The sequence below is a fragment of the Pseudomonas sp. 11/12A genome, assembly GCF_000800055.1.
Lineage (GTDB): Bacteria > Pseudomonadota > Gammaproteobacteria > Pseudomonadales > Pseudomonadaceae > Aquipseudomonas > Aquipseudomonas mohnii.
This window is the reverse complement of the sequence record NZ_JUGV01000001.1, coordinates 1,288,504-1,304,153: the sequence shown is the minus strand read 5'-3', so window position 1 is coordinate 1,304,153 and position 15,650 is coordinate 1,288,504. Positions and strand designations below refer to the sequence as shown.

General features: G+C 61.2%; 16 protein-coding genes. 11 read left to right on the top strand and 5 right to left on the bottom strand.

Annotation, left to right across the window (positions count from 1 at the left end):
• Nucleotides 1–175: 175 nt before the first annotated feature.
• Complete coding sequence (locus GQ39_RS06095; RefSeq protein WP_047528166.1) at nt 176–1,195, top strand: branched-chain amino acid aminotransferase; 1,020 nt, start codon at nt 176–178, stop codon at nt 1,193–1,195.
• A 143-nt stretch (nt 1,196–1,338) separates the two neighbouring features.
• Here GQ39_RS06095 and dmeF read toward each other — a convergent pair whose 3' ends face one another.
• The 3 genes from dmeF to GQ39_RS06080 form a co-directional block, all read right to left on the bottom strand.
• On the bottom strand, nt 1,339–2,262 hold the full coding sequence (gene dmeF, locus GQ39_RS06090; protein ID WP_047528164.1) for a CDF family Co(II)/Ni(II) efflux transporter DmeF: 924 nt from the start codon (nt 2,260–2,262) through the stop codon (nt 1,339–1,341).
• Between the two features lie 12 nt (nt 2,263–2,274).
• On the bottom strand, nt 2,275–2,550 hold the full coding sequence (locus GQ39_RS06085) for a metal/formaldehyde-sensitive transcriptional repressor (protein ID WP_047528162.1): 276 nt from the start codon (nt 2,548–2,550) through the stop codon (nt 2,275–2,277).
• 132 nt (nt 2,551–2,682) lie between these two features.
• Nucleotides 2,683–3,021 carry an FKBP-type peptidyl-prolyl cis-trans isomerase gene (locus tag GQ39_RS06080; RefSeq protein ID WP_047528160.1) on the bottom strand — a complete coding sequence of 113 codons (339 nt, stop codon included), beginning with the start codon at nt 3,019–3,021 and terminating at the stop codon, nt 2,683–2,685.
• Between the two features lie 185 nt (nt 3,022–3,206).
• Between GQ39_RS06080 and GQ39_RS06075 the strand changes: the two genes are divergently transcribed.
• The 3 genes from GQ39_RS06075 (at nt 3,207) to GQ39_RS06065 (ending at nt 6,520) form a co-directional block, all read left to right on the top strand.
• Nucleotides 3,207–4,280 (top strand): sensor domain-containing diguanylate cyclase, encoded by a 1,074-nt coding sequence (locus tag GQ39_RS06075; RefSeq protein WP_047528157.1) that lies wholly within the window; start codon nt 3,207–3,209, stop codon nt 4,278–4,280.
• 149 nt (nt 4,281–4,429) lie between these two features.
• Complete coding sequence (locus GQ39_RS06070; RefSeq protein WP_047528156.1) at nt 4,430–5,722, top strand: MFS transporter; 1,293 nt, start codon at nt 4,430–4,432, stop codon at nt 5,720–5,722.
• 21 nt (nt 5,723–5,743) lie between these two features.
• Complete coding sequence (locus tag GQ39_RS06065) at nt 5,744–6,520, top strand: substrate-binding domain-containing protein (RefSeq protein ID WP_047528154.1); 777 nt, start codon at nt 5,744–5,746, stop codon at nt 6,518–6,520.
• On the opposite strand, the gene GQ39_RS06060 is transcribed toward GQ39_RS06065, so the two are convergent.
• The gene (locus GQ39_RS06060; protein ID WP_047528152.1) at nt 6,510–7,424 is read right to left on the bottom strand and encodes a LysR family transcriptional regulator; all 915 of its coding nucleotides are present in this window, start codon (nt 7,422–7,424) and stop codon (nt 6,510–6,512) included. The two genes, GQ39_RS06065 and GQ39_RS06060, sit on opposite strands and share 11 nt — an antisense overlap.
• A 156-nt stretch (nt 7,425–7,580) precedes the next feature.
• On the opposite strand from GQ39_RS06060, the gene GQ39_RS06055 reads away from it, so the two are divergent.
• Both GQ39_RS06055 and GQ39_RS06050 read left to right on the top strand, forming a co-directional pair.
• Entirely contained in the window at nt 7,581–9,389 is a 1,809-nt protein-coding gene (locus GQ39_RS06055; protein ID WP_047528150.1) for a monovalent cation:proton antiporter-2 (CPA2) family protein, read from the top strand.
• A gap of 157 nt (nt 9,390–9,546) precedes the next feature.
• Nucleotides 9,547–10,656: a DNA alkylation repair protein gene (locus tag GQ39_RS06050; protein ID WP_047528148.1), complete on the top strand. Its 1,110-nt coding sequence runs from the start codon at nt 9,547–9,549 to the stop codon at nt 10,654–10,656.
• Here GQ39_RS06050 and GQ39_RS06045 read toward each other — a convergent pair.
• A complete protein-coding gene (locus tag GQ39_RS06045; RefSeq protein WP_047528146.1) occupies nt 10,637–11,209 on the bottom strand; it encodes a cytochrome b in 573 nt (190 codons plus the stop codon). The two genes, GQ39_RS06050 and GQ39_RS06045, sit on opposite strands and share 20 nt — an antisense overlap.
• A 184-nt stretch (nt 11,210–11,393) precedes the next feature.
• On the opposite strand from GQ39_RS06045, the gene GQ39_RS06040 reads away from it, so the two are divergent.
• Genes GQ39_RS06040 through GQ39_RS06020 form a run of 5 tightly spaced genes read left to right on the top strand, consistent with a single transcriptional unit; the run spans nt 11,394 to nt 15,650 of the window.
• Nucleotides 11,394–12,071 carry a thermostable hemolysin gene (locus GQ39_RS06040; protein WP_047528145.1) on the top strand — a complete coding sequence of 226 codons (678 nt, stop codon included), beginning with the start codon at nt 11,394–11,396 and terminating at the stop codon, nt 12,069–12,071.
• On the top strand, nt 12,061–13,542 hold the full coding sequence (locus GQ39_RS06035; RefSeq protein ID WP_047528143.1) for an AMP-binding protein: 1,482 nt from the start codon (nt 12,061–12,063) through the stop codon (nt 13,540–13,542). Before GQ39_RS06040 ends, GQ39_RS06035 begins: the two co-directional genes overlap by 11 nt.
• Nucleotides 13,539–14,213 (top strand): TenA family transcriptional regulator, encoded by a 675-nt coding sequence (locus GQ39_RS06030; protein WP_047528141.1) that lies wholly within the window; start codon nt 13,539–13,541, stop codon nt 14,211–14,213. Before GQ39_RS06035 ends, GQ39_RS06030 begins: the two co-directional genes overlap by 4 nt.
• Nucleotides 14,200–15,009 carry an SDR family oxidoreductase gene (locus GQ39_RS06025; protein WP_047528140.1) on the top strand — a complete coding sequence of 270 codons (810 nt, stop codon included), beginning with the start codon at nt 14,200–14,202 and terminating at the stop codon, nt 15,007–15,009. The genes GQ39_RS06030 and GQ39_RS06025 overlap by 14 nt, the downstream gene beginning before the upstream one ends.
• The gene (locus GQ39_RS06020) at nt 15,006–15,650 is read left to right on the top strand and encodes a tetratricopeptide repeat protein (protein WP_047528138.1); all 645 of its coding nucleotides are present in this window, start codon (nt 15,006–15,008) and stop codon (nt 15,648–15,650) included. The genes GQ39_RS06025 and GQ39_RS06020 overlap by 4 nt, the downstream gene beginning before the upstream one ends.

Here is a 15,650-nt window from a genome sequence, read left to right as displayed (position 1 = left end):
AAATCCAATGTGGGAGCGAGCTTGCTCGCGATTTCTCAAGGACAACACGATTTCTAGCCTTGAGCCGATAGTCTGGGCTGCGATTTAGCCCAAGAATGAAGTATTGTTGTGCCCATCCGGAAAAATGTCAGAAGCCTTGAACCGTTTCGGCGATTGTTAAGTGATAGAGGGTGTCATGGGTAACGAAAGCATCAATTGGGACAAGCTGGGTTTTGACTACATCAAGACCGACAAGCGCTATCTGTCGCACTGGCGTAATGGCGAGTGGGACAAAGGCACCCTGACCGAAGACAACGTGCTGCACATCAGCGAAGGCTCCACTGCCCTTCACTATGGCCAGCAATGCTTCGAAGGCCTGAAGGCCTATCGTTGCAAAGACGGCTCGATCAACCTGTTCCGCCCGGACCAGAACGCCGCGCGCATGCAACGCAGCTGCGCCCGCCTGCTGATGCCGCATGTGTCCACCGAGCAGTTCATCGAAGCGTGCAAGGAAGTGGTCCGCGCCAACGAGCGTTTCATTCCGCCTTACGGCACCGGCGGCGCGCTGTACCTGCGTCCGTTCGTGATCGGCGTTGGCGACAACATCGGCGTGCGTACCGCACCCGAGTTCATCTTCTCGATCTTCTGCATTCCGGTAGGCGCCTACTTCAAGGGTGGCCTGACCCCGCATAACTTCCTGATCTCCAGCTACGACCGCGCCGCCCCGCAAGGTACCGGCGCAGCCAAGGTCGGTGGCAACTACGCGGCCAGCCTGATGCCAGGCTCCCAGGCCAAGAAAGCGCACTTTGCCGACGCGATCTACCTGGACCCGATGACCCACAAAAAGATCGAGGAAGTCGGTTCGGCCAACTTCTTCGGGATCACCCACGACAACAAGTTCGTGACCCCGAACTCGCCATCCGTGCTGCCGGGCATCACCCGTCTGTCGCTGATCGAACTGGCGAAAACCCGCCTGGGCCTGGAAGTGGTCGAAGGCGACGTGTTCATCGACAAGCTGTCGGATTTCAAGGAAGCCGGTGCTTGCGGCACTGCCGCCGTGATCACGCCGATCGGCGGCATCAGCTACAACGACCACCTGCACGTGTTCCACAGTGAAACCGAAGTCGGCCCGATCACCCAGAAGCTCTACAAAGAGCTGACCGGCGTGCAAACCGGCGACGTCGAAGCGCCAGCAGGCTGGATCGTCAAGGTTTGACCTGACGCCTGATGCACAAAAGCCCCCCATCGGCCTGCCGATGGGGGGCTTTTTTTTAAGTGCGTTATGCGTCTTTCGCAGGGTTACTTCTGTGGGAGCCAGCCTGCTGGCGATGGCTGTAAACGATAACGCGTGAAACCTGGTTAAACGTTGCGCAGTTCGACCGTCAGGTGTGACAGTTCATGGACCGGCGCCAGGCGTTCGCGGATGGTATCGGCGCTGATGTTCGCCGCCGCCACGACACTGACGATGGCCGCCCGTGCCTGCGGGCCGACCTGCCACACATGCAGATCGCTGATCCGCACATCGTCGGACGATTCGAGCAGCTCGCGAATTTCCTCTGCCACGTGTTCGTCCGTGGTGTCCAGCAGCACAGCGGCGCTATCGCGCATCAATCCCACGGCCCATTTTGCGATCACGATGGCGCCGACGATCCCCATCGCTGGGTCCAGCCAGACCCATCCCAGATAGCGCCCGGACAGCAATGCGGCAATCGCCAGGATCGAGGTCAGGGCGTCGGCCAGTACATGCAGGTAAGCCGAGCGCAGGTTATTGTCGTGATGGTGATGATGGTCATGGCCGTGATCGTGGTGACCGTGATGGCTGTGATCGCCCGCCAGCAGGAAGGCACTGAGAATGTTCACCGCCAGCCCTATCACGGCAATCACTGTTGCCTCGGTGAAGGCCACGGTCGTCGGCTGGAACAGGCGCAGGATGGATTCGCCAGCGATGCCGATCGATACCAGCCCCAGCACCATGGCCGAGGCAAACCCGGCCAGATCCCCCACCTTGCCGGTGCCGAAGCTGTAACGCGCATTGTTGGCGTTGCGGCGGGCGAAACCGTAAGCCGCCGCGGCGATGCCCAAGGCTCCGGCATGGGTTGCCATGTGAAAGCCATCGGCCAGCAACGCCATCGAACCGGTCATGTACCCAGCGGCAATTTCGCCGATCATCATCACAAACGTCAGTGCCACCACCCATAAGGTGCGGCGGGCGTTTTCGTCGTGGGAGGCGCCCAAAAACACATGGTCATGGGAAAAACGTGAGGCCTGCGGTGTCAGTGTCATGGTTCCAGACCTCTATTTCGAGTAACGGCGGATGGCTTGCAACAAGTCTTCCAGGCCTTCGGCGCGAGCTTCGTCGCTGAGCCCCGGATGCGCGACATGCTCACGGGCATGAGCATCGATGAACTGTTCCAGCAACCCATTGACCGCCCCGCGGATGGCCGCGACCAAATGTAAGGTCTTGGCGCAATCGGCATCCGATTCCAGCGCGCGCTCCACTGCCTGAACCTGACCGGCAATACGCCGGACCCGTTTGAGCAAGTCGTCTTTGTGTTCGTGAATGTGTGACATACCTATACCCCCTACCCCTATCCGGCGCGCATAGTCACCGATAGGCCGAGGGTTGGCAAGGCGTTGACTGGATTTATTCAGAGGGGGGCATTGGTGCTGTGACGAGCCGGCGGGTGCCACCGGCTGCATCGGTCAATCATCACGGGTCAGCACTTCCAGCAATTCAATCTCGAAAATCAGGTTCGAGTTCGGCGGGATCTTGCCCATGGTGCGTTCGCCATAGGCCAGGTGCGCGGGCACCGAAAGTTTGCGCTTGCCGCCGACCTGCATGCCCATCAGGCCCTGATCCCAGCCCTTGATCACGCGACCGGTGCCGATCACGCACTGGAAAGGCTTGCCACGGCTGTAGGAGGAATCGAATTCCGTACCGTCTTCCAGCCAGCCGCGGTACTGGGTGGTGATCAGTGCGCCTTTGACGGCTGCTTTGCCGTCGCCCGGTTGGAGGTCAATCACCTGAAGCTCGTCATTCATTGAATTCACTCGTATGCTTTCTCGCCCGAAAAGGGCCTGACCGGCGCCGTTTTCCCAGATCTGCACTCGATTGGCAACCCTTCCTGCCGTCAGGCGCGGCGTCGAAAGCTGTTTGCCGAAGTGTCCTGAACTAAGATAACCAAACCTCCCCGGACGGTTCACATCGCCATGGTGGCCACCCCAGAATGATTTTGCTCTCGACCCACACTGCCCTTGGCTTGGTAATACTCGCGCTGATCACCGTGCTGCTCTGGCGCGAGCGCACGTTCCGCAAGCAACTGACCGAATGCCGCACACTGATCGACAACCTCTGCAAAGGACAAAACATCCACCAGAACGGCGACGCGGAGCGTTTCAAACGCAGCCAGTACTTTGCCCGCATCGGCACCTGGGACTGGGAGGTCGATACCGACAGGCTCTACTGGTCGGACGCGATCTACGGCATGTTCGGGTTCAAAATCGGCGAAGTGATCCCTTCGTACGCCTTGTTTTGCGCCTGCGTGCACCCGGATGACCGGTCCAGGGTCCGGGCCGGCGAGTTGCGTTGCCTGGAAACCGGTGAGAATCACGACGAGGAATATCGAGTGGTCTGGCCCGACGGCACCATTCGCTGGTTGCGCGAGACCGGCAACGTGGTGAAGAACGAGCACGACGAAACAATCAAGATGATGGGCGTGGTGCGCGACATCACCGAAGAAAAGGCTTCCGCCAGTTACCTGCGCCACCTGGCGCACTTTGACCCACTGACGGGATTGCCCAACCGGCTGGTGCTCGAAGAACGCCTGGCCGAAGCGCTGGAACAGGCGCGCGTCAACGATACGCGGGTGGCGCTGGTGTTCGTCGACCTCAATGGCTTTAAGGCCATCAACGACCACTATGGACACGCCGCCGGCGACCGCGTACTGATGACCACCGCGACCCGCCTCCAGAAGATCCTGCGTGCGACCGACACCGTTGCCCGCATCGGCGGCGATGAATTCGTGATCATTCTTCAGGGATTGCCTCAGGGCCGCAGCCTGCAAGACGAAGCCCGCAGCATCTGTCAGAAAATCTTCGTCGAACTCTCCCCGCCCGTCACCATCGGCAACGACCAGCGCCACATCGGCACCAGCCTGGGCGTGGCCGTGTTCCCCGACCATGCGCCGAGCATGGACCGGCTGATCCACATTGCCGACCTGGCGATGTATGCGGCCAAGCGCAGCGGGAATAATCAGTACCGATTGGGCGATCAGGCGTTGAGCCACAGCCGGGTGGAATGAGTGCCTGGAAGCATTGATCCGTCCCGCGCATCAATGCATGCCAAAAACGCACTTATCATATCAATCACCCTGTTCCACTATCCGCCCCAATAAGAACCGTGCACCGCCTTCAGGCAATGCACGTCATAAAAGCGGTGGAGTACTTATCGATGACAGCCTCAATCCCGCGCGGACGCTCCCGCGCCAGTGCCATTTTCCGGGTCACCTCGGGCAATTTCCTCGAACAGTTCGATTTTTTCCTTTTCGGTTTCTATGCCACGCAGATCGCTGCCGTGTTCTTCCCGGCCAGCAGCGAGTTTGCTTCCTTGATGATGACCTTTGCCGTGTTCGGCGCGGGCTTTTTGATGCGTCCGCTGGGTGCGGTGCTGCTGGGTGCGTACATTGATGATGTGGGTCGGCGCAAAGGGCTGATCGTCACCTTGTCGATCATGGCCAGCGGCACGATCTTGATTGTGCTGGTGCCCGGCTATGAAACCATCGGTTTGTTCGCGCCCGCCCTCGTCCTGATCGGACGGTTGCTGCAAGGGTTTTCGGCCGGCGCGGAACTGGGCGGTGTCTCGGTGTATCTCTCGGAAATCGCCACGCCCGGCAACAAGGGTTTTTTCACCAGTTGGCAGTCAGCCAGTCAGCAAGTGGCAATCGTGGTCGCCGCTGCACTGGGCTACGGCTTGAACCAATGGATGGCGCCCACGATGGTCGCCGACTGGGGCTGGCGGATTCCGTTTTTTGTCGGCTGCATGATCGTGCCGTTCATATTCATTCTGCGCCGTAACCTGGAAGAAACCGAAGAGTTCGCCGCCCGTAAACATCGCCCGGGCATGGGCGAAGTCTTCCGTACGCTGGCACAGAACTGGGTGATCGTATTCGCCGGCATGATGATGGTCGCCTTGACCACCACCGCGTTCTACCTGATCACCGTGTACGCGCCGACCTTTGGCAAAACCGTTCTGCACCTGAGTACATCCGATGCGCTGCTGGTGACGTTGCTGGTCGGCGTGTCGAACTTCTTCTGGCTGCCGATTGGCGGCGCGCTGTCCGACCGTATTGGCCGACGCCCGGTGCTGATCGCCATGGCCCTGTTGGCACTGTCCACCACCTATCCGGCGCTGACGTACCTGGTACAGGCGCCAAGCTTCCTCAACATGTTGCTGGTACTGCTGTGGTTGTCGTTCATTTATGGCTTGTACAACGGCGCAATGATTGCGGCGCTGACGGAAATCATGCCGGTGCACGTGCGGGTCGCGGGGTTCTCCCTGGCGTATAGCCTGGCCACCGCCGTGTTTGGCGGGTTCACCCCGGCGATCTCGACCCTGCTGATTCAGTACACCGGCGACAAGGCGGCGCCCGGCTACTGGATGAGTTTCGCCGCGCTCTGTGCGTTGTGTGCGACGTTGTATCTGTATCGCCGCGCCAGCGGTCGCCTGCAACCCGCCCTTTCCTGAGCCTTTTCGAGACCACACCCGATGAAGAAACTATTCAACGTTGCGGCCCTGAGCCTGCTTCTCAGCCTGGGGCTGAGTACCGTGGCCCAGGCTGAAGAGATCCGCGTGATGACCTCCGGCGGTTTCACCGCTGCCTACAAGATCCTCGGCCCGAAATTCGCCGCGGCCACCGGCAACACCCTCCATACCGAGCTTGGCCCATCGATGGGCAAAGCCCCGGAAGCGATCCCCAATCGCCTGGCTCGCGGTGAACAGGCCGATGTCGTGATCATGGTCGGCTACGCGCTCGACGATCTGATCAAGCAAGGCAAGGTCGACCCGGCTTCACGGGTCGAACTGGCCGACTCGCGAATCGGCCTGGTGGTGCGCGAAGGGGCACCAAAACCGGACATCAGTTCCATCGACGGTCTGAAAGAAACCTTGCTCGACGCCAGATCCGTGGCCTATTCCGACAGCGCCAGCGGCGTCTACATTGAACAGCAGCTGTTCAAGCGCCTGGGCATTGAAGACCAGCTCAAGCCCAAGTCGACCATGGTCCCGAAAATACCCGTGGCCTCGGTGGTCGCCACCGGGGACTATCAACTGGGCTTTCAGCAGGTGAGCGAATTGTTGCCGGTGCCTGGGGTGAGCTTTGTCGCGAAGATTCCGGAGTCGGTGCAATCGGTGACCCGTTTCGCTGCCGGCATTCCGCAGGGGGCGCAACACCCGGCCGAAGCCAAGGCACTGCTGGCCTATCTGGCATCAGCCCAGGCACAGCCGGATGTGAAAGCCACCGGACTGGATTCGGTCAGCCACTGACAGACGGCAGTTGAACTTTCATTTCCACCACCAGGCGTTCCAGTTCCAGTGCGGCCGGGGTCAGGGTTCGACCCCGGCGCTTGATCAAACCGACACTGCGCATCACCTGTGGATCGGTCAGCGGCACCTGCGTCAGAATCGGGTGATCCGCTGCCGGCATTGCCATCAGCGGCACCGCCGCCACGCCGAGCCCCGCCTCCACCAGGCCGATCATGGTCGTCACATGCCGGGTTTCGCAGATGCTCGGCCGCTGCGGCACCACACGGGTCAATGCCTGATCCAGTAAAAAACGGTTACCCGAGGTTTTATCCAGCGAGATGTAATCCTGCTGATAGAACTCATTCCACGTCACGCTGCTGCGTCCGGCCAATGGATGGTCGCGGCGACAAGCCACCACATAACTTTCCTGCACCAGTGGCTCGAAATCCACTTCGGCCTCCAGCGTGCCCATGAAGCTCAGGCCGAAATCCGCTTCGCCGTTGACGACCGCACTCAGCACTTCATGGGCGCTGGAATCCAGCACTTTGACTTTGATCCGCGGAAATTGCCGATGGTAATGAGCGACGACCCGCGGCATGAAGTAGTACGCCGCCGACGGCACGCAAGCGACGGTGACATGGCCCAGGCGCGTCGAGGCGACTTCGCTGATACCCAGCAACGCGACGTCCAGATCGTCCAGCAGGCGCTCCACGCTCGGCATGAACCCGCGTCCGGCCTGGGTCAGGCTGACCTTGCGAGTGGTGCGTTCGAACAGCCTCACGCCCAGGGCATCCTCAAGTTTTTCAATGCGCCGACTCAGCGCGGGCTGGGAAATGCGCACCGTGTCGGCCGCCTTGCGAAAGCTGCCCTGCTCAACCACGGCACGAAAGGCTTGCAGGTCGTTGAGGTCGAAATTGATGGCCATGGTCCGCACTCGCAGAAGAATCAGATTGATTCACTTATTCTATGAATGTAACCAATTAATGCAAAATGTAACAACTGAGTTCCAACCCGTGGCTGACTCAGCCAGGCCCAGCCTTTATCCTTACCCCCCCCACCGTACCGAGAATGGAGTTTTCTCATGCCCCATGAAGGCAATCTGCTGCAAGCCGCTGTCGTGTTTCTGCTCGCGGCGGTGCTCACCGTGCCGCTGGCCAAGCGGCTGCAACTGGGGGCAGTGCTGGGTTATCTGTTTGCCGGGGTGATCATCGGGCCTTCGGTGCTGGGGCTGATCGGCAATCCGCAGAGTGTCAGTCATATCTCGGAACTCGGCGTGGTGTTGCTGCTGTTCATCATCGGCCTGGAATTGTCGCCACGACGCTTGTGGGTGATGCGCAAGTCGGTGTTTGGCGTCGGGCTGGCGCAGGTCCTGTTGACCGGCTCGGTGATCGGTGTGGTGGCGCTGCTGGTGTTCGGTCAGCCGCTGAACAGCGCGATCGTACTGGGCCTGGGCCTGGCGCTGTCCTCCACGGCGTTTGGCTTGCAGAGCCTGGCCGAACGCAAGGAACTGACCAGCCCCCACGGACGCCTGGCGTTTGCCATTCTGCTGTTCCAGGACATCGCCGCGATCCCGCTGATCGCCATGGTGCCGTTGCTGGCCGGCGTCGATCACAACACCAGTGCCGCCGACGATGTGAATCACGGCTTGCGGGTGCTGGGCAGCATAGCCGTCGTCGTGATCGGCGGACGCTACCTGTTGCGTCCGGTGTTCCGGGTGGTGGCCAAAACCCGCTTGCCCGAGGTGTCCACGGCCACGGCGCTGCTGGTGGTCATCGGTACTGCATGGTTGATGGATCTGGTCGGTGTGTCGATGGCCCTTGGCGCCTTCCTTGCCGGCCTGCTGCTGGCGGACTCCGAGTACCGCCATGAACTGGAAGCGCAGATAGAACCGTTCAAGGGCCTGCTGCTGGGGCTGTTTTTCATCAGTGTCGGCATGGGCGCGAACCTGAGCCTGTTGCTGAGTGCGCCCGCCCTGGTGCTGGGCCTGACCCTGTTGCTCATCGCCTGCAAGCTGCCCTTGCTGTTTGTCGTCGGTCGACTGGCCGGAGGCCTGGACAAGGTCAACGCCGTTCGCCTCGGCATCGTCCTGGCGGCGGGCGGTGAGTTTGCCTTTGTGGTGTTCAAGATCGGTCGCGATCAGGGGCTGTTCGAAGCGCATCTGTACGACTTGCTGGTGTTGACCATCACCCTGTCCATGGCGCTGACGCCGTTGTTGCTGCTGGTGTGCGACCGTCTGTTCAGGCCCAAGGTGCAACCGGTGGAGGTGCCCGAGCAATTTCGCGAGATCGACACTGAAGCGCCCCGGGTGGTCATCGCCGGCATGGGCCGCATGGGGCAGATCGTCGCGCGTATCCTGCGGGCGCAGAACATTAAGTTCGTCGCCCTCGATACCTCGGTGGAAACCATCGAGCTGTCCCGCAGCTTCGGCGGTGTGCCGGTGTTCTACGGCGACCCGATGCGTCCGGAAATCCTCAAGGCCGCGAAAGTCGGCGAAGCGGAGTTTTTCGTGATTGCCACCGATGACCCGGACACCAACATCAAGACCGCCGAGTTGGTACGCAAGCTCTACCCGGAGATGAAAATCATCGCCCGCGCACGCAACCGTCAGCATGTTCATCGCTTGATGGACGTGGACGCCGTGGCGGTGCGCGAGACCTTTTATTCCAGCCTGGAAATGAGCCGGCAGACCTTGATCGGGCTGGGATTGACCCATGCCCAGGCGGATGCGCGGATCAAGCGCTTCAAACATCACGATGAGCAGGTGCTTGAAGCCCAGCATGCGGTGTACGACGATGCGGTGAAAGTCATGCAGACGGCGCAGGAAGCACGGGCGGAACTGGCGCGGCTGTTTGAGTCGGATCAGCTGGAAGAGCAAGCCGCCAGGGAATGATGCGTTGGCACGGGCCTCATCGCGGGCAAGCCCGCTCCCACAATGATTTCGGATGAGCTGAAATTTTGCCTGCCCCACGATCCTGTGGGAGCGGGCTTGCCCGCGCTGAGCGATCACGCGCGGTATCGGACGCATAACGACTGCAAAGGAATCCACAATGGCTGCTGACTCATCCTCCCCCGCCCTCAAGGAAATCTTCAACACCGAACGCCTCCAGCACATTGCCACCGAGATGACCGCGGTCCATCCCGGGTTCGACGCCAAGGCGTTCCTGAAACTGGCCAGAACCGGTCTGGCGGAGCTGTCGGTGATGCAACGCATGGCCCGCGTCAGCGAATGCCTGCACGCGGTGCTGGCGCTGGATTTCGAGGCCTCCCTGCCGGTGTTGCGCGCCCTCGCACCGCGCCTGAACAGCGGCTTTGTCAGCATGTGCCTGCCGCACTACGTCGCGACTTATGGCGCCGAGCGATTCGAACTGTCGATGGAGGCGCTCAAGTACTTCACCGCCTTCGGTTCCTCGGAATTCGCCATCCGTCACTTCCTGCGTCGTGATCTGGAGCGTTCCCTCAAGCGGATGCATGAATGGTCGCGGGACGACAACGAACACGTCCGGCGCCTGGCCAGTGAGGGCTGCCGACCACGGTTGCCGTGGTCGTTTCGCCTGGAGGCGATCCAGGCCGAGCCACGCCTGGCCGCCGCCATACTCGACAACCTCAAGGCCGACCCCAGCCTGTATGTCCGCAAGTCCGTGGCCAATCACCTCAACGACATCACCAAGGACCATCCCGCGTGGGTACTGGACCTGATCGAAAGCTGGTCACTGGATAACAAACACACGGCCTGGATCGCCAGGCACGCGCTGCGCAGCCTGATCAAACAAGGCGATCAAAGGGCACTGGCCATCATCGGCGCCAGCGGCAAGCCGGAAGTCGAGATCATCGACCTGCAGGTCAATCCGCCGGTGATTGACCTGGGGGAAAAGATCACCCTGTCCTTTGCCGTCAAATCCACGGCAGAGGTCAGCCAGCGCCTGGTGATCGACTACGCCGTCGACTACGTCAAGGCCAACGGCAGCACGTCGGCGAAGGTGTTCAAGCTCAAGGCCCTGACATTGCCTGGCAACGCCACCGAGTCCATCGCCCGCCGCCAGCACATCAAGGAACTGACGACCCGTCGCCACTATGCGGGCCGGCATGCGGTGCATGTGTTGATCAATGGCGAACGGGTGGCGAGTTCAGCCTTCGAGATCAGGGTTGACGCTGGTTGAGCGAATCCCGTGAGCGGCCTGGCAGCATGCGCGTCAGGGTGTTGTCCTGGACCCAATAGTGATGGAACAAGCCTGCCGCCGCATGCAGGCCGATCAGCCAGTAGCCGGCATTTCCGAGCAGCTCGTGCCAGTGCTTGAACTGTTTGGCCAGGTCGGGATCGACAGACACCAGTGCCGGCAGGGCAAATTCAAAATAGGGCATCGGTTTGTCGCCTGCTGACAGCATCAGCCAGGCCAGTAAAGGCGTGGCAATCATCAGCACATACAGCGCCAGATGCATCAGGTGCGAAACACCGGTCTGCCAGGTGGGCGGCGCCGGCGTGATGGGTGGGCGCGGGGTCAGCCGTCCGAGCAGACGGATCCAGACCAGGGCAAAAATACTCAAGCCGAACACACCGTGCAGCCCGAGAAAAAAACTCCTCCCCGTACTGCCACGGGGCAGCAACCCCTTGATTTCGATGCAGGCGTATACGCCGACAAACAGCGCCAGCATCAGCCAGTGCAGCGTGATAGACAGTTTTCCGTAACGTTGTGCCGTTGAATCGCGGGTCATGGTGGGCCTCGTGAGTGTCAGTCCAGGCTGGCGACTCATTCGCACAACCTGATCGAGCGCCACCCTGCCAGCGCAATCTTAAGCGAACCTGAAGACGACGTGATTTAACTTTTTTCTCACCTTCAGACTCCGTTAAGAAATGCTTCCGATACTCCTCCCAATCTTCCCCGGGAGGCGTCTTTCAATGCCCCATTCCTACTGGAACATCCCTTTGCCTCTGCAGTTCGGCCAAGCGGAAACACCGCAGATGAGCCTGGCCAGAGCGTTGCCGGATGACCCCCAGCGCAAATCGTTCGAAACCTATATCCAGCAACGTTTCCGCAAGGCCCACGGCGCCGACATCCGCCATTTCATGCCGGAGCTGTTCGGCATGAGCAATGACGCGGGTGAGCTCTGCGCCGTGGCCGGTGTGCGCCTGGCCAATGAAGGAGAGCTGTTTCTGGAGCGTTACCTGGACGAACCGATCGACCCGCTGATCAGCGCCGCGGCTGATCGCCCGGTGGAACGGGCCGGTATCGTCGAAGTGGGCAATCTGGCGGCCAGTGACACCGGCAGCGCACGAATGAGCATCATCGCCATCACCTACCTGCTGGCCATGGGTGGCCTGGAATGGGTGGCGTTTACCGGCAACATTGGCCTGGTCAACAGCTTCCACCGGCTCGGTCTGAAGCCAGTGACCCTGTGCGCCGCCGACCCGGCGCGACTGGGCGAGGATCGGCACAGTTGGGGCAGCTATTACGAGAGCAAGCCTTGGGTACACGTTGGCAATATCCGCGCCGGATTCATTCATTTGCGCAATATCGGACTGTTCGGTCGCCTGGGTTTGCCGACGTCCATGGAGGGGTTTAACCATGTCGCCTGAAATGCAACGATTCGACCGAATCCTGCGCCGCCACGCCGAAGAAAAACCCCTTGGCATCGCCTTGTGGGGCGATCAGTCGAAGCTGGACTACGCCACCCTCTACACCGAAGTGACGAGCCACCGACAGCGCCTGCGCGATGAGAACGTCAAGGTGGTCGCCTTGGCGCTGGACAATGGCGTCGAAGCGATGCTCTGGGACCTGGCCGCACTGTTTGAAGGCCTGACGTGCCTGACGTTGCCACCGTTCTTCAGCCCCGCCCAACGCCACCATTGTCTGGAGCAGAGCCAGGCCGAATGGGTTATCGCCGGGCCGGAGCTGGACAGCGACCTGCGAGCGAGCGGATATGAGCGCACCGGCGAGTTCTGGCGCCGCACCTTCAAGGGGCCCGACCGGATGCCCGAAGGCACCGCCAAGCTGACCTTCACGTCCGGCACCACCGGCACACCGAAAGGCGTCTGCCTGAGTGCCGAGAGTATTCTGCAAGTGGCCCGCGAACTGGAACTGGCCAGCCGGCCCAGCCAGCCGCAGCACCACCTGGCCCTGCTGCCGCTGGCCATCCTGCTGGAAAATATCGGTTGTTATGCGGCGCTGTACGCGGGGGCAACCTTGAGCCTGCCCAGCCAGAAAACCCTGGGCATTCAGGGCGCCAGCGGCGTGGATGTACCGCGCTTGCTGGGGTGCCTGGCCGCCCGTGCACCGCAGAGTCTGATTCTGGTGCCGCAATTGCTGTTGATGCTGGTCAGCGCCGCCGAGCAGAAAGGCTTCGACCCACAACACCTGCGTTTTGCCGCGGTGGGCGGTGCGCGGGTCGCCACAGAGTTACTGCAGCGGGCGCAACGCGTGGGCATACCGGTCTACGAAGGCTACGGTCTGTCGGAGTGCGCGTCAGTGGTCTGCCTCAATCGGCCACAGGCATGCCGTCCCGGAAGCGTCGGCCGGCCCCTGCCCCATGTGCAGATTCGCCTGGCCGACGACGGTGAAGTGCTGATCAAAGGGTCGACGCTGCTCGGCTACCTGGGGGACGCGCCGCAGACCGATCAATGGTGGTCCAGCGGCGATCTCGGCGAATTCGACGCCGAGGGCTTCCTTTACCTCAAGGGGCGCAAGAAGCATCAGTTCGTCACCAGCTTCGGCCGTAACGTGAACCCCGAGTGGGTCGAGGCCGAATTGACCCAACGTCGTCATATTGCCCAAGCGTTCGTCTACGGCGAAGCCATGCCCCACAACCATGCGTTGCTCTGGCCCCATCGCCCCGACTGCCCGGACGAGCAACTGGCCGCCGCCGTGGCCGAGGCCAACGCGGACTTGCCCGACTACGCCCAGGTCCATCACTGGACCCGCCTGGATCAACCCTTCACCCCGGCCAATGGCCTGCTGACCGCCAATGGCCGCCCCCGCCGCGACGCCATTGTCGAGCGGTACCGGGCACAACTGACCGAATCTGCGTTTTCAGAGGACACCGCATCATGAGTTTTTTTGACGCACTGCAAGAAGCTACCCACCAGGAACGCCATGAACTGTTCAACCTACCGGTCATTCGCGATGCCCTGGAGGGCAAGGTCAGCCTGGAAAGCTACCGGGCGTTCCTGACGCAAGCCTACTACCACGTTCGCCACACGGTGCCACTGATGATGGCCTGTGGCGCGCGCCTGCCCTCACGCCTGGAATGGCTGCGGCAAGCGGTGTGCGAGTACATCGAGGACGAATACGGCCACGAACAGTGGATCCTCAACGACATCGAAGTCTGCGGTGGCGACAAATCCGCCGTCCGCGACGGGCGCCCTTCGCTCCCCATCGAATTGATGGTGAGCTTTCTCTACGACCTGATTGCCCGGGGCAACCCGGTGGGTCTGTTCGGAATGGTCAACGTGCTGGAAGGCACCAGCATCGCCCTGGCCACCCACGCCGCCGGCAGTATTCGCGAGCGCCTGGACTTGCCGGAAAGCGCCTTCAGCTACCTCAGTTCCCACGGTTCACTGGATATCGAGCACATGCAGACCTACCGTCGCTTGATGAACACGCTGGACGATCCGGACGATCAGGCCGCCGTCATTCACGCCTCCAAAGTGGTGTACAAGCTCTACGCCGACATGTTCCGCGGTTTGCCACGTGACGAGGAGAACGCCCATGCGCCTGTCTGAAGCTCGTGTGGTATTGACCGGTGCCAGCGGCGGCATAGGCCTGGCCATCGCCACGGCCTTGTGCGACAGCGGCGCCCGGGTATTGGCCGTGGCCCGGCATCGACAACCGTTGGAACCGTTGCTCGAGCGTTACCCCAATAACCTGTGCTGGATCGCGGCTGACCTGACGTCGCTCGCGGACCGCAACGAAGTTCTGGCCGAGGCCGAAAGCATCGGGGGCATCAACCTGTTGATCAATGCCGCCGGGGTCAATCATTTCGCCATGCTCGAACAACTGGATGACAGCGAGATCAACGCGATGCTCGCGCTGAATGTCGGTGCACCGATCTGCCTGACGAAAACCCTCTTGCCACTGCTCAAGCAGGCAACCAGCGCCATGGTGGTCAACGTCGGGTCAACCTACGGTTCCATCGGCTATCCCGGCTACGCCAGCTATTGCGCCACCAAGTTTGCGTTGCGCGGGTTTTCCGAAGCCCTGCGCCGGGAGCTGGCGGACACCCGGGTCAGTGTGCTCTACGTCGCCCCGCGTGCCACACGCACCAGCATGAACAGCCCGGCGGCGCAGGCGCTCAACGATGCCCTGAAGTCCAACGTCGACGACCCGCAAACCGTGGCCGCCGCCGTGATTCACGCCATTGCCGGTGACCGTCGCGATCTGTACCTGGGCTGGCCGGAACGTTTTTTCGTGCGCCTCAACAGCTTGCTGCCCAATCTGGTGGACCGAGGCCTGCGCAAGCAATTACCACTGATCCGTAGCTTGAGTCAGAAGTCCGACAAGGAGAATCTCAAACCATGAACAAAATCGCCGCTTACCTGCTGCTGGGCGCCTTGAGCCAAAGTGCCTGGGCACTGGATGCCGCCGACGAGCAACGCCTGCTGGGTATTCAGCAAAACTGGGCACACATTCAGTACGAACTGCCCGAGGGCCAGCGAACCGCGGCTTTCGAAAAGCTTGCCGCCCAGGCGTCGACCTTCACCCAGGAGCGCCAGAGCGTCGCGGAAGCCTGGATCTGGTCCGGGATCGTCACCAGCAGTTGGGCCGGCGCCCAGGGCGGGCTTGGCGCGCTGAGCAAGGTCAAGGAGGCCAAAGTCGATCTGGAAAAAGCCCTGGCCCTGGACCCCAAGGCGCTGCAAGGCTCGGCCTACACCAGCCTTGCCGCGCTGTATGATCGCGTACCCGGCTGGCCGATCGGCTTCGGCGACGCGGACAAAGCCGAGCAGTTGCTCAAAACAGCGTTGCAACTGAACCCCAATGGCATCGACAGCCTGTACTTCTGGGGCGATCACCTTTACCGTCAAAAGCGTTACACCGAAGCCAAGGCAGCCTTGCAAAAAGCCCTGCAAGCGGCGCCCAGACCGGGCCGCGAAACCGCTGATGCCGGTCGTCGCAAGGAAATCGAGGCATTGCTGGTGGACGTGAATAAAAAACTCGGCTGA